This window comes from Pseudomonas sp. GM55 (assembly GCF_000282395.1).
Lineage (GTDB): Bacteria > Pseudomonadota > Gammaproteobacteria > Pseudomonadales > Pseudomonadaceae > Aquipseudomonas > Aquipseudomonas fluorescens_CC.
On record NZ_AKJJ01000028.1, the window covers coordinates 42,658 to 57,169 of the forward strand.

General features: G+C 56.3%; 10 protein-coding genes. 2 read left to right on the forward strand and 8 right to left on the reverse strand.

The annotated features are described in order from the left end of the window. Window positions 1-38 precede the first annotated feature (38 nt). Together PMI31_RS03785 and PMI31_RS03790 are read left to right on the forward strand one after the other, a co-directional pair. Complete coding sequence (locus tag PMI31_RS03785; RefSeq protein ID WP_008016348.1) at window positions 39-791, forward strand: YaaW family protein; 753 nt, start codon at window positions 39-41, stop codon at window positions 789-791. Then, window positions 788-1,936 carry a hypothetical protein gene (locus tag PMI31_RS03790; RefSeq protein WP_008016349.1) on the forward strand — a complete coding sequence of 383 codons (1,149 nt, stop codon included), beginning with the start codon at window positions 788-790 and terminating at the stop codon, window positions 1,934-1,936. Before PMI31_RS03785 ends, PMI31_RS03790 begins: the two co-directional genes overlap by 4 nt. A 100-nt stretch (window positions 1,937-2,036) precedes the next feature. Here the strand turns inward: PMI31_RS03790 and PMI31_RS03795 are convergent, their stop codons facing one another. The 8 genes from PMI31_RS03795 to PMI31_RS03825 form a co-directional block, all read right to left on the reverse strand. Next, complete coding sequence (locus tag PMI31_RS03795; protein WP_008016350.1) at window positions 2,037-2,732, reverse strand: OmpA/MotB family protein; 696 nt, start codon at window positions 2,730-2,732, stop codon at window positions 2,037-2,039. Window positions 2,733-2,738: 6 nt separating this feature from the next. Then, entirely contained in the window at window positions 2,739-4,886 is a 2,148-nt protein-coding gene (locus PMI31_RS03800; RefSeq protein ID WP_008016351.1) for a hypothetical protein, read from the reverse strand. After that, a complete protein-coding gene (locus PMI31_RS03805; RefSeq protein ID WP_008016353.1) occupies window positions 4,883-6,127 on the reverse strand; it encodes a hypothetical protein in 1,245 nt (414 codons plus the stop codon). Before PMI31_RS03805 ends, PMI31_RS03800 begins: the two co-directional genes overlap by 4 nt. Continuing rightward, window positions 6,127-7,089 carry an ATP-binding protein gene (locus PMI31_RS03810; RefSeq protein ID WP_043302182.1) on the reverse strand — a complete coding sequence of 321 codons (963 nt, stop codon included), beginning with the start codon at window positions 7,087-7,089 and terminating at the stop codon, window positions 6,127-6,129. Before PMI31_RS03810 ends, PMI31_RS03805 begins: the two co-directional genes overlap by 1 nt. A 187-nt stretch (window positions 7,090-7,276) precedes the next feature. Then, complete coding sequence (locus PMI31_RS31615; protein WP_008016356.1) at window positions 7,277-7,408, reverse strand: hypothetical protein; 132 nt, start codon at window positions 7,406-7,408, stop codon at window positions 7,277-7,279. 116 nt (window positions 7,409-7,524) lie between these two features. Beyond that, window positions 7,525-11,181 carry a helicase-related protein gene (locus PMI31_RS03815; RefSeq protein ID WP_238539266.1) on the reverse strand — a complete coding sequence of 1,219 codons (3,657 nt, stop codon included), beginning with the start codon at window positions 11,179-11,181 and terminating at the stop codon, window positions 7,525-7,527. 73 nt (window positions 11,182-11,254) lie between these two features. Continuing rightward, complete coding sequence (locus PMI31_RS03820) at window positions 11,255-13,249, reverse strand: hypothetical protein (RefSeq protein ID WP_008016358.1); 1,995 nt, start codon at window positions 13,247-13,249, stop codon at window positions 11,255-11,257. Then, on the reverse strand, window positions 13,246-14,460 hold the full coding sequence (locus tag PMI31_RS03825) for a hypothetical protein (RefSeq protein ID WP_008016359.1): 1,215 nt from the start codon (window positions 14,458-14,460) through the stop codon (window positions 13,246-13,248). The genes PMI31_RS03820 and PMI31_RS03825 overlap by 4 nt, the downstream gene beginning before the upstream one ends. Window positions 14,461-14,512: the final 52 nt, after the last annotated feature.

Sequence of the window (14,512 nt, forward strand, 5' to 3'; positions counted from 1 at the left end):
TACTTTTACGATGCGTGATTTTAACCAAGGGGGAGTAGATGTCTGAAATAGATATTGCCGGTGACGAGCCGTTGCTTGCGCTGCTGCTGGCAGCCGAACCGGATGACGTTTGTTTATTGGTCGATTACATCACGGACGCAGGGAAAGGCCGGATCTCGCTTGCCGGTACAGTAAAGGAATTTCTGCACCAGGCTCGTGAGGACAAGTCCTTTGACAAAGATGTACTGGCATTGCTGGTTCACGAGCTCCGCATGTTTGGCGGTAACAGTATTACCAATCTGTTCCGCAGTGGAGGCGTGACGTATAAAGAGATCGCCATCGACGTGCTTACCCATGTAGGTGGAAAGAAGACCGATTCAGACGATCTCACCACGATTGAGCTCAAAGTGTTGCAACGCTTACTGGACAAGGCCTGGGACAAGATGTCCAAGGAAGCTCGTGCGCAATTTGCAGAGAAGTTTGGCGAGTCTGATGCCGCCAATCCTTTCTCATTCACCCACTTCTTGAACCGTATGGGCTTTGGGCATGCGGCAACACTGGATGTGACCTCATTTGTTTCCGCCTCCCTGGGCGCCAACCTTCTCGGTGCAGGTGCTGTGTTGGGAGCGGAGATGCTCATGGGCAGGTTGGCAGGCTTGGCCCTGGGTCCAATTGGAGTCGCTCTGGGTGCAGGTCTGGCAGGCTATTCTCTGGCGTCCCCTGCATTTCGGATCACCTTGCCTTGCGTGGTTCAAATCGCCTACATCCGACAGAAAGGCATGCAGCCTCGTTTACCTGGAGGTAAACCATGACTGTTGAAATTACTCGCATCAAAGGGCTCGCCAAACGGGACGATGGTGAGCAATGGCTGGTTGGCTCGAGCGAAAATGCTCCTGTGCTCTCGGTAAAGGCACTCTCGCTGCCAACTGCATCTGATCACGGTGACAGCAACCAGGTAGCGCAACTGGGTTTGAGCCGACTATCGCCCCTTCTTCAATCCATACCCAACTTGATCACTACGGGCGTTGCAAACTCGAATCAATATTTTCGAGTGGAGATCAATGGCCCATTGGCAGCGGCGAAGGATGGCAACGGTCTGCGTGCCTTCTCCAGATCTGCCGACGGCAAATTTACTGAACACGCCAGACTGTTTCAGGACAATAACCTGACAAGCCTTGTCAATTCGGCTGCGTTATTTCAGATTGCCTCCGCCGTCGTCGCCCAACAGCACCTGGCAGACATCAGCGCCAAGTTGAGTGACATCCTCGCCGGGGTAGAACGCATCGAGCAGTTTCAGCAAAACAAGCGAGAAGGCCAGATCACCGGCAGCATTGATTACCTGCGTCAAATCGCACCCGCGCTTTTGAACGGGAAACTTAATGACTCAGTCCCTGCCCAGCTTGAAGCTAAGGAAGTGCAGCTTGGGCAAATCCAGAAGCACCTGGAACTCGAACTTGACGACATAACCAACAGTATTCGCACGCTGAATTTTTCCACCACCTTCGGCACCAGCAAGTTGAAAGCGGCGCTGGAAAAAGAGCTGGAAAGGTTCAGTCATGCGCTCGAACAATCACAGCTCTGTCTAGCTGCCCGGATGATCGCCTGCCGCTTGCTCGATACCTTTCCAGGGCAAGTGGAGTGGGTGCAAATGCGCCTTTCCGCCCTCGCCAGGGTCGCCGAAGGGTTCGAGGGCAAACAGGGCTTCGTCGAGAAGTTTCGCGAAGCTTACAAGGAAAGAGCCAACAAGCTGTCAGCCCTCACCGAGTCCAATGCGGAGCTCAATGCGCGACGGCTATCCTTGTTGAAGGCCCAGGATAAACGACTGCTCAAACTCACGACAGACAGCAGCGGGCGTTTGCGTGATATCAGCCAGGCCGTGTTGGACACGCGCAAGGTCATTCTCGAACTGAAGATGCAGGGTAACGAGTGCGTGGGGGTTGCCAGGTTGGCGAATTGAACGTTCGAATCTTGATTGCCGACTCCCCAAGCAGCAGGCCGTCGGCAACTATTCTGTTCACGGGCACGTTACAGGCGTGACGTGCCCTGCAAGAAAAAGATTAGCGTCCTTCGAGCGTGCGATCCTCCTGAGACACCACCAACTGAACTTCCACCCGCCGATTTTCTGCGCTTGCCGGGTTCAGGCCGGGCTTGGGTCTGGAATCACCGTAACCCGCCACAATCACTCGCAGTGATTGCTGCCCGTCCAACGCCAACACCAACAACTTGCGTGCCTCCCGTGCCCGAGCAGCAGAGAGCGTGTAGTTATCGTCATAGACCGTGCAGTACCGCGCATAATCGATGACCGGTCGACTTACCGGAACGTTGTCGGTATGCCCCTCGACCAATACCTGGCCCTGGCCGTAATCGTGGATGAAAGTAGCGACGCGAACGCTCAACTGCGTCAGCGCCCGCTTGGCCTCATCGGTAATACAGGCGCTACCGCGGCCGAAGGCATTATCAGGCAAAGTCAGGCGCCGGTTCTTGATATCGACATCGATCAGCCCCCCTTCACCGCCGTGTGCCAGATCCGCCTGCATCGCTTCAAGCAAGGTACTCAGGCGTGTTTGTTGAGTTGCCGCGCCTTGGGCTTTTTCAGCCTGACGCGCCGCTTCCATCTGTTGCTTTTCGACTCGCATTGCCGCTTCGGCCGCTTTGTTCTGCAGCACCGAAACAACAAGCATGAGCATCACGACCGCCATGACACCCGCCATGAGGTCCGAGATGGAAATCCATTCGCTGGGTTTTTCTTTCATGGTCGATTACGCCAGCTGAGCTTTATCGGTCTGCAAACCACTCGCAGGCACAGGGTCATAGTCCGTCGTGATTCGGCCAAGCAATGTCACGGTCGACTGTGCCGCGTCGCTGAGCACCTGGAGTCGATTGGCAAACTGCTTGTCGATATTGGCCGCCATCTGTTCAGGCAGAGCGCTAATGGCTTGTTGGCCTTGGCGATGCGAGTCCGCAAGCGCCTTCACGTCCTGGACGACTGGAGGCATCTGTCGTGCTAATTCACACAATTGCTCAAGCAGTTTGACGCTTGCACTCAGAGGGGTCAGCCTGGCCGGCAAAGCTTCCAGCGCCTCCTGGGTTTTAGCACCCTGGTCAGTCATGGTTTTGAACTGCACATTGAGCGCAGTGAGCTGTTCGGCGAGTTGCGGGAAGGTCACCAGTTTGCTCGCCACCGCATCCATCTTGTGTCCAGCCTTGGAAGCCTCCTTCAGGCCTTCCGAAATGCTCTTGCCGAGCTCATCCATGTTGGAGCTCATCGTTGCGATCGCTTCGTTAAGCGTGGTGCTTGTCTGCGAGAACTGAGAGCTGGTTTTCTTCTGCATATCCTTGGCGCTTTCTGTCGTCACCTGAACTTCCTTGACCACCGTGCCGACATGCTCTGACAACTTATCGACCGCAGTGGAAATGTTGTCGGTCGCACCTTTGAGGTTGGCCGCCATGTCCTGGGTGTTCTGGGTAAAGTCCCGGCTCATCGTGGTAATGGTGCCGGTCAAACTCCCCTCGATGGTCTCCATGACAGTGCCCAACCGGGTGATGTTGCCATCCATGCTCGCCTTCATTTCTACCAGGTGCCCGGCGAAGTCCTCATTGAGCGACTCGATCGCACCGCTGAGTTTTTCCTGCATGACCTGCACGCTGCCTTTTAGCAGCCCTGCCGAATCTGCCAGTAGCGTGGCAGATTCGCCCATCAACTGTACCGCCGCCTCCTGGCGTTGCAGGTTGTCGGTCTTGGCCTCTACATACCCTTGCAGGCACTCACTCGACGTCCTCGTGCTGTCCGCCACTTCGCCCAGTCGAGTCTCGACCGCCTGCAGGCCTTTGAGGCACTCTTCGACATTAACCAAGCGGCTGAGCTGCGTACTCATCTCGGCGATTTGTGGAAGGTTTTCACTGAGTCTGGCGATCTCGCCGAGCTGTTGATAATGGTCGGCAAGCCGGGTATCCAGCGCATTGAAATGGCTCTCGGCCTGTTTACCGTTCTGGAACTCAACCGCCTTGAGCTGCTTGAGCTCGGTCGACAGCTGCAGACCCTGGGCGTTGAAGGCCTCAATTGCCCGAGTGCCGACATTTTCCAGCGCAGCCCGGTTCGCCTGCTCACTTTCGGTATGCAGCGCCAACGTGGCTTTGCGACCGAGATCAATGTCGGCTGCCAGACTGGCAAGTCTTTCATCCAGCGTAGTGAGCTGGCTTTCGGATTGTTTACCGTTCTGGAACTCAACTGCCTTGATCTGCTTGAGCTCGGTGGCCACCAGCAGACCTTGGGCATTGAACGCCTCTACCAGCCGGGTACCGACACTCTCCAGGGCAGCCAGGTGCACTTGATCACGTTCGGCATGCAGTGCAAGCGCGGCTTTGCGGCTCAGATCAATCTCAGCCTTCATGTGCTCCAGGCACCAGTCCATGCGCTTGCTTTCCGCTGACCACGGCGCGGCTTCCCACAGCTTGATCACGATGAAGGCAATGATGCCCCAAGTGGAGGTTTTGAACTTGGTGCCCAAGTCTTTCATCATGCCGGTGAGCTGAGTCAGGGAACCGCTCATGGCGTTGAGCGAGTCATCGTGCCCCTGAAGGATGGTCGAGGCCTTGTCCAACGCTAGGCCCAGCCCCAGAAATGTGCCCAACAGCCCGATGATCAGTAGCAACCCCGGCATATTGGAAGCAAAGCGCTCCCAACCTGAAGCGACAGCGTGGCTCAACTCACCGATTGAACCGTGCTCAATGTCCAGCGCATTGATGCGAGCCCCGCCGCGCCAGTTTTTTTCCCACTTCGCCGGTTGGCCGAAAACCTGTGAAGTCATCAGCGACAGCAGCAGACCGAACGCGATGATGCTGAAAAAAAACACTTCTAGCGGGTTGCTCAGCGAGGGGGTCAAGAACTGCAGGATTTCGTCAATCATGCCGCAACCTCAACCACTTTGAACGCATCCGTCCGTTTCTTGCAGTCGGCCTCGAAAATATTGGCGAAGCTGACAATCAGCGATTTCTCCTCCGATTCCAGGCTGTCCCATTTTTCGCCGTTCTGTGCACAGCGCACTAGAATCTCGCCAACCTTGCCGCCGTGGTCGATCAAATACTCCTGATCGTCGGCCACGATTTGCTCCTCGCTTTTCTCAAGCAGTTGCAGAAAACCTTCCGCAGCGAACACATAGTTACGCTTGGCACGTGTCTCGTTACCCAGCGCTTCAAGTTGAGCTTCGTCACGCGGCAACAGCTTGCGTAGGTCATCCAGCACCAACGCCTCTTCCGGCTCCAGTGGTTCCAGCTCTGCCTCCAGTTCCAGACGTCGCTTGAGCACTCGGTCCTTGACCACGCGTTTATTGAGCTCTTCCCAGGCGGCTTGAGCGTTTTGCAAACCCAGGCCCCACACCAGGATCATTTCCTCGAACACAAACGGGATCACGGCCTTGCCGAAATGCTTGACGGTCATATCGTCCAGGCGCTGTACGTCTGCATCGCTCAACTCCGCCCGCGCTTCGATCAGTTGGGCAGCGACATCGATAATGAACAGTGGCTCCTGGCTCAGGGACACGACGTCTTCCAGCTGGGTCATTTGCTCTTCGTAAACTTGCAGCAGCTTCTGCACGGCGCGAACCCGCAGGTAATGGTCAAAATCCACGAACGCTTCTGTTTCGATGAGACGATTGGTCAATGCCTTGACCAAGTGATAGCGGTTGGTCAGAGCGATCGCCTGGAGTGCTTCGCGCTCTGCGCCCTGGGTTTTGGCCATGGCCGCGTTCAGATCTCGTTCCCGCGCCTGTGCTTCGGCGATCTCCTGCTCATCCAGCAATTTTTTCTGCCATTCACGGGCACGAGCAATCACCCAGTCGATGGCCTGCTGCACCTTGGCTGCCAGCGGGTGGGTGTCCAGGTGCTCCAGCACCGCCAGGGCACGCTCCAGACCAAGACTCAAGGCCTTGACCCATGGCCACGGCACATGGGTTGCTAGCGTTCGAAGCCCCACGCGCATGCTGGAAATGTAGGGCTTGGCTGCCTGGTAAAGCCGCTTGACTTCTCCGACAAAAGTTTCTGCTTCGTCGGCAAGCCATTTGACGGCTTTGCTGACGGTTTGCTTGACAGCACGGAACGCCGACGATGCGACGTTTTTCACCGTACTTACGAAAGAATCAAACCAGCCCATTAACTATCGCTCCTTTGATGAATGCCCAATGCTTTACGGTTCGCCGCAACGGTGCCGAGATCAACCTCGGGCCGCGAAGCGTGAATGTCTTGACGCGCAGCCAGCAGCTGAGCGAGCGCTTCCTGAAGATGAGCCTGCTGCAGCACACGAGTGCCTTGGGCCAGCAGCGGCTTGGGCAAAGCCAGTCTCAAACAGGTGCGTATTTCACGACCCGATAGTCCCTCGGACGCGGCGGCGAGGACGTCAAGCACCCCTTCCCGCTCCTCTGCCAGAGGAATACCCGGTACCAGCATGCGTGCCCATAGGGCTCGACGCTCACCTTCACCAGGCAGCTCGAAACGGATGTGCTGAGAAATGCGGCTGACAAAGGCGCTGTCATAGTTGCGCGCAAAGTTGGTCGCAAAAATCACTACCCCCGTGTGCTTCTCCAACTCGATCAGCAGCGTGGAGCGCATGGCATTGACCTCGTTATCAATGCCTTGGGTGACGGAAGACAAACGTTTACCCAGCAACGTGTCGGCTTCGTCCAGGAACAATACGGCGTCTTCGGCACGCGCCGACTCGAACAGCTGAGCAATATTCTTTGATGTATCGCCCATGAACTTGCTTTCAAGGTCGGCAATGCTGGCGCTGATAAGTCGTTTGCCGATACTCCCGGCAAATGCCTCGGCCGTCAGCGTCTTCCCAGTACCTGGCGCGCCATGAAAGTTCAGGATCGTGCCGCTGCCACAAGGGTCGACTTCAGCGAAGCCCCAGGTGACGTAGATGGTGTGATGGTGGTGAATTTTCACCAAGGCCTCATCAAGCTGTTGCTTGACTGCAGGTGACAGTACGACGTCCCGCTCCAGTGTGAAACGAGGCAATGTGCTTCGCGATGCGGGCACAGCCTTGGCAGGAGGTTCTTCGGTGGCGGCCAACAGCTCAGGCCGTAACTTCTGATAGAGATAGTCTCTGGAGGACACTGTAATCACCAGTCCATTGATTTGAGCTCTTGGGCTTTGCAGCCATACAAGAGGAGCTTGCGAAAGCCCGAAGGCAGTGTCTTGGTTGAGCCGTTGGAAACCCAACAGCACATCAGAAAGCTATCGGACAGCAGACGTCGAACTTGAAGTTTTTTTAGATCCATGAAAAAGCCGGGCAATCCGCGCATCACTCCCCGCCGGAGGCCGACTTGCGCCAGGTATCATTCTCTCGTTCCATCTGTTTGTACTTCAGATACAGATCAAGGCTCGCTTTGAGCACCACGGCCAAACCGATGGTAGCCAGCACGTTCTTCAGCATTTCGCATCCCTCTCTTGTGGTCTGTGCTCAGCCTACGAGCCGATCGCGACAGATTGTGTCGGGGCTGAACAGCAGATTCCAAAGGCACGAAAAAATACTCACCCTGGCGGTGATACTCAGTCGTCGTCCCCGATTTCCCCTTCTCGCCCCATCAATACGTGCTCCAGCCTGTCTGCCTGAGATGCGACCTGATGGGCGATGTGCATCAACTCTTCATCATTCAGATGCTGCAGTGGATGACACGCCCGCACGCTCAGCTCCTCGTCCTGGTCGACATGGAAGTCCACCAGATCGAATCGGCAATTGCGTCCAAGCGTGTGCTCCACCAGCGGTGACTGGCTGAACTGTTTGAACATCGCCAATTTTCTGGTCCATTTGTGATCGACAACCTTGGAGGTGAACACCACGTACTGGCCCTTGAACCCCCACCGGACCAATTGGTATCGCCCCTCCAGTTTGAAATGGAACTCAAGCCTCCACGTCGATAGCCGCCTGACGCTCATGCGCTCGGTGTCGTGTACGAGTCTGTCTACCATCCCGTGGATGCGCGCGACCGTTTCCTCGGTGCGTTTGCTGGATGTAGAACTCGAGCCTGAGACACGCCGATAGACGTCGAGAATTTCGTCACCGACTAGAACACCGTCGCTGCCCGCATAATTTTCGGCGTTGTACTGCAAAGCGAATCGCTTGGTTTTTTCGGCTGTCGGCGCCAGCAACACCCGTCTGAAGGGGTCTGCTTGCAGGGTCTTGAGGAAGCGGACGCGGCCGATGGGGCTAAGGATATCGCCTGGTTCGTCGATATCGCGGGGTATCGTCGCGGCTACCAACAATTCAGCCATGCCAACAGCGCTGCGCACGGTAACGCTCGGCGTGTCGAAATCCGCCGTCGACAGATGCCAGCCGTCTCCAGCGTCCCTCACGAAAGCCTGCGGATCGCCAGTCAGATCTCTGAGCGTGGTTCCCAATTGGGTTTTGACATGCGCCAAACGCCGCGTCATGACACTGGCCTGATTGCTTATCGCCTCACTGCGGTCATCGCCCTGAAGGTCTTCGTCAGTGATTTCATAATGGCTGGTGAGAAAATCGAGGATCTGCGGCTTCACGGGCGCCTGGTCCACCAACTCCTCATGCAGCTCCACTTCGCGCTTGAACCGGGGTCCCTGGTGGCCCACGGCATGCAGCGTTTGAATGAATGCGTTCATGTTGGCCGCAGCCTGGCGTACCTGATAGAACTCCATGCTTTGACGGATGTGCGGAAAGCCCACCTGAATGAAGTGCTCAGCATAACGGTTACCGGCCGAGAGCATGCGCCGATGTGCCAATGAACCGACCCGGTCAACACGACCGACCTTTTGTTCCAGAGCGATGGGGCTGGAGGAGATACCGTAATGCACGACGCTGTCGCAGAAGGTATGCAGGTCTTCCCCTTCTTGAAAGACATCGGTGGATATCAGCACCCGTGGATAACCTGGCATGCGGAACAGCGTGGCAATCGCTGTCCGGCTGGCGCTGTTCTCACCGGTCGCTCCGCGAATCGGTGAAGTGGAACGGACCTGGGTGACCAGGTACTTGGTCAGGCCACTGACCGGCCTTGAGTAGATCTCCGGAAAGTTGAGTTTGATCAACAAATCCAGGTTCAAGACGGTATCGCGCAATATCTGATAGCTGCTGAACGGGCTGTGGTTCGCTCGCTGAACGTCCAACAGCCCGACGAGTGCCTCGATGAACAGTCCGTCGGCGTCACCGTCCTTGCGAGCGTTCCTGAGCGAATACAGATCAATGAAAGGATGATCCACGCGGCACAGCGCGCCCAGCAGCTCCTGATGGGTACTCAGTCTGCGTAACAGCCGATCAACGGCGCCATTGTTCAACGTGGCAAGTTGGTTGAATACCTCTGGGCTCCATTCGGGTGCCAGTACGTCAAGTTCGCCATGGCGCCGCAAGCTATCCCAGAGCGTTGAACGCTCCAGTTCACGGGCAAGTGCTGAAGGGTCAGCCAAGTCACACGTGGCCTGAAACCCTTCGAACAACACATGCAACACGCGCTTGGCGACTGTCGCGGCTTCATCGTCACGCATTGCGACGGCTCGCAGATACGCATATTGAGCCAATCGATAACGTTGACCGGGACTGGCGACTGACTCGCTCCTGCCGATCACGCTCCAATCGATTTTCAACGACGTCACGGCAGGCATGCCCGGCAAAGATAACCAGTTAGCCTCGAACAATCGGCCCTGCAACAACGTGCTACGGAAGTTGTGGGGCAACGGCCCCAGGCCCTTGATGCTGCCCAACTCCGGATTCTGGCCTCGGTAGAACCAGGTAAAGAAATTGTCGCTGCTTGCCGATGCCTCGAACACGTCGGCGACATCGCTTTCGACGAGGGAGTGGCTACGTTCGACCGTGCGCGTTCGGTATAGCTGGTAACTCCTGGCAACAGCACTGTCGCCGACGATGTAGTCACCAATCCAATCGTCGTAGGCTTCTTCCAGCTTGAACTTAAGCTCGGAAACGCTGCGCACACGGCGGACGAAAATCAACTGTTTCTTGCCTTCGACAAACGCCAGGTGGTGCGTCTGTTGACTCACGCTGTCCATTTTTGGATGCGGTGGCCTGCGTTTGAAGGCGCTCTCGTAATCTTCCACCAGATATTCAACGACGCTGCGGTCTGCCGCATCCCGTAACGAATCGCCTTCGCCCGCGGCCTCCTGACCATCGAACTCTACCGGCCGGTTTTTTTCGCCAGGCAGATAACTCTCGAACGACGCCAGCATCCCCAGTTCAAAACGATTGGAGCAGTTCTCCTGCAAGTGCTCGCTCACTTTCTTTTGCAGCAAAGCGGCGAACAATTTTTGTGCTACGGTCATCTTCACTTCCGCAGCCTCGCCGCTGCGATGCTCACGACGATACATGTTGCGGGTGTGAGCCACCTGATCAAGCTTGAGCGTGTTCAGGCGTCGTACGAACAAGCGACTGAGCGCCGCGTGCATGTCGGGGGCGGCCGGATCGCCGCCCTCCGGCAGTGCCGCATGTCCCTGGAAGCCGAACAACGCGAGTTGGTTGCGCAACTGGTCAAGATGGCGGTCGTAGGGTGTTGCCGACAGTAGCAACAGGCGCTTGATACGCTTGTTGTCGCCCAACAAGGTCGCCAACAAGCGGTTGCGGTCGCTGCTTTCACGGCCAGCACGCAGGTTGTGTGCTTCGTCCACTACCACCAGATCGAAGCGGGGCAACATCTCGCCCAACGCCTTCACCCAGACATCCTTGACCTGCCGCTTGAGTCCCCCGGGATTGCTTCTGCCGTCCATGGCGTTCAACTGCTTGACGATCTTTTCCAGAAGCTTGCGATGTTGCGGCATCAACTCCTCAAAGCGCTGGGTCCAACGCAGCATGTCAGCAACGGTATTACCCATGGCAAAGCTGAAGGCCGATGTGCAGATAAAGAGATCGCGCTCGTTGCCGCTTGCCACTGTCTGAACCACCTCAGACAAATTGTGACAGGCTCTGAACGGCGTGACCGGCTCGCCACCCAGGCCTTTGACCGCCATATCCTCAAGCCGATAGTTGCTATGGACAAACGCCCGATAGTCCTTGATCCATTTGTCGCGGACGTTGTTTTTCGGCAGCAGATACAGGACACGCAAACCGGGGTTGAAATGCCGCATCAATGCAGCGACACCAAGGCCGATGTAAGTCTTGCCCATCCCCACTTCATCGGCGAGGTACGCCACCCGATGGTCAGCGAGTTTGTTGTACAGGGCGACCGCGCCCAACAGTTGCTGCTCAGCCAATCCCTTGAGTTCAGGGTTGCCGCCGGAAAAATCGATTACGGCCTCGGCCGTGGCCTTATTGATCCGCTGCATGGGGGACATCCTTCTTCCGTGAATTTGCAGCGGTCAAGGGACGCTGAAATTGAGTCCTGAACCAGTCGAGGAAACGCGTACCTTCGGCCTCGTCGAGATGACGCAACAGCTCGTCATTTTCCAGTTCGGTAATGAGCGCCTGTACGCGCCTCGTCAAGGTCGCGCAGCTGTGCTGCGGATATCGGGTCAACAAGCCGTGCATGCTGAGCAGCGTTAAATAGCGTACAACCACCGTTTCCTCATCACCGCCCCCTTTCTCCACGCTTTCAAGCAAGGCCTTCAAGGAGTCGGGCTGACAGCCCGCGAGGTAATACGCGAGTTTTTTTGCGTTGTTCTCGTCTGCCGCCAACGCAAGGCTGCGTTCCAATTGCCAGAACGCGCCATTGACCTGCGAGAACTCCGCAAAGAAGCTCTTGGCCTCTCCCGCGTCCACCATTTCCGGCAGTTGTTCATCCGCTGTACCAGGCGCGGCGCGCATGTTCAGCATCAGTTGAGCCAGTTCGCCGAACTGGCTGATTTTTTTGCTCAACCGCATCTCAATGAATAAACGCAGAAGGCTTTGCAAGTCCATGGCTGGCATTTGGCTGGGACGGGAGTAAATGTTGCGCTGCGACACCATCAGGTAACGCTCCACGCACTCGGCACCTGACTGCCAGCGCACCCTGACCAGAGAAGAGCGTTCCAGATGGTCGCGCAATGTAGGCAGCAACTGCGTGCGCGAAGTTGTCTGTGCGAAAACTATCGAGCCAAGGCTTGGCGTCGGGTTGTCCAGCAATGTCAGCTCACCGCTGATCGAATCCTGTGCTGTCACTTCCAGCCATTGACTGTCCCAGTCGTATGCCAGGCGCAAGACCGGCATTGCCAGTCCTTCCGAAGCTTCAGCGCTATGCAAATCCGAGCCAGGGGCAAACTCCGAAGGCAGGGCCGTCAAAGGCTCCAGCAACGATGTGAAATTACTTCCTTGCAGAAGAAAACCAGCCTCGACATTATCCCGGAATGCCTTGTGGCTGAAATTCACTGATCCCACAAACTGCCAGGATCGTTTTCCTCGCCCCTGGAAAATTTTTGCATGTACCCGGCGAAAGGGGGCTCCGATGACCTCGTGGCTGTCGTGCCAGGCGGAGGCCCAGCCGCACCATTGCCCGGTATGAAATGTTTTAAATACCCCAGGATCGACAAGTGCCCGCTTATCCTCATCCCGAGGCAGCAGCAGACGGACTGTCGAGAACAGGCTCATCAGTTTCTGAGTATCACCACTGTCCGGTTTCTCACCGAAGAAAGGGCTGACAATCTCCAGCGTGGCCGCGCCCTTTGCTGCGGGTAATGTGTGGGGGTGCTGGCCAATGAAATCGAGAAAAGCCAAACGGCCAGAAGCTGCCCCGGAAAAATAGAAGCTGCAATCAGGGTCATCGGCGCTCGCCGACCACTGCGCCTGTACATTTATGATTTCATCCAGGACTGGAGTGGGCGCGACTGCCTGAAAAAATCGCAGTGCACGGCGCATGGGTTCAAGAATATTGGCAGGCGCACGAGTCGCTTGCAGCTCGACAAAATGACCAACCTCGATATTTTCCCACCACCCCGCTCTGGTCAGGTTGAACGACCCGGCCACCAGCAAAATCGTCGGTGTCTGCCCGACCTTTTCCTGCAAAACCAATATTGCCATCTTGGCGTGTTGGCACCCCCTGCCGATCCGCACAGGCAAATAATCGACATCAAGACGACTGCCTGCAGTAGGGTTGAATACATCCACGTCATGCACCACGGCAAAGCGCCGGCCCTTGTCCTGCATCAATGCCTGCAACTGGACTGAGCGAATATCGATCTGACTTGAAAGTGCCTGATCGCCCAATAGCAGCGGGATGACTTCCTGCTCAAAGAAGTCTGGCTCGAAGCTGTAGGTGGTGAAAAAGGCCGAGGTCACTTCGCGCTCACCAATACAGGCCCTGAACGCGTCACTGATGGTGTGTGCTTTCATTGATGGCCGGCCTTGGCAATGGTCAGGAAGGAATGAAGAAAAAAGCTGTAATCCCAGGTTTTGCCGCAGTGACCGGAAAGATCCTCAGGCAACCAGGCGCGATCCACGGGAACCCGAACCCTGAGTTTGTCTGCCTCCCAGTGAAGCCAGGCGGCCCCGCCTCTCTGCTCCATCACGGCGCTGTTCTGGATGACGATCTGCTCGATTACCGAAGCGGCATCTCCGCCGTTGGCCGCCTCCACGACCCTCTGCAGGAACGATGAATGTGGCAAACCCGGCCTGCTCCAGCCCAATGGTAGAAATGGCGCCGCGAGCCGTGGACTCAAGTCGTCGATCAAATCGCTGCGGCTGCGGCCTTTCTGGCTTTGCAACCAGGCAACAAGCGTATTGGCAAACACCAGCACGGGTTGCAGCAGCAAAATCTGTTTTAGAACATCCTGCAATTGGGGGTCGACACTCTGCTCGGTCAACGCCCACTGAATGAAATCGCGCACTGAAGATTTATCGCCAGGCAACAGGAGCCACACGTTGACCGCCTCGAACAACGCGACTTGCATGGGGCCAGCCTCTTGGTAATTCAGCAGCGCCAGGACGATGTGCTTGCGTACGTTTTTGTCATTGAGCAGCGCGGCAAAGTCGTGCGCCAACAGAGACAGTTGCGCTTGGATCACATTGTTCCGGCCGGCAAAATCCTCGAAACGTTGCCACCGCGACTCACCAAACACTTGCAACATAAGGTCCGTGAGCGCCACACCTCGGTCAGTCAACCGTCTTTCACTGCCTTTGATGAGGCCCGCTGCCTGCAGAGCAGAGGAATAGAGACCCCAAAGCCCATAACTGAGTTGGTTGCTGAGAATCTGCGCCTTTTTGTGTATGCCCAATTCCATCGAGTCGCGCTTGAGATTGGCGATAGCAAGCTGGCTTCCCAGTGGTCCTGCTTTAACAGAATCATGAAGTCGCAGGTAAGCCGACAATTGTTCGGCGCGTGCGTACCTTTGCTGGACATCTTCAAGAGGCCTGGATTTGTTGCCTTCATGGGCGTATCGGCAGGCCAGCAGCGCGACCATGAAATGGCTCATGCGGCTTGTGACCGTTGTCAGGTTACCCACCGCCTTTCGCCCCACCGAGCTCCAGATGGACTCGATGGCCAAGGGATCTCGTGATCCTTTAGGACGAAGCCTGTTATCCAGCAGAGATAGAACGGTAAACATGAAAACTCGATCCTTGAGAGGGGTAATGGCGGACTGAACAAGGTGCTCAGAT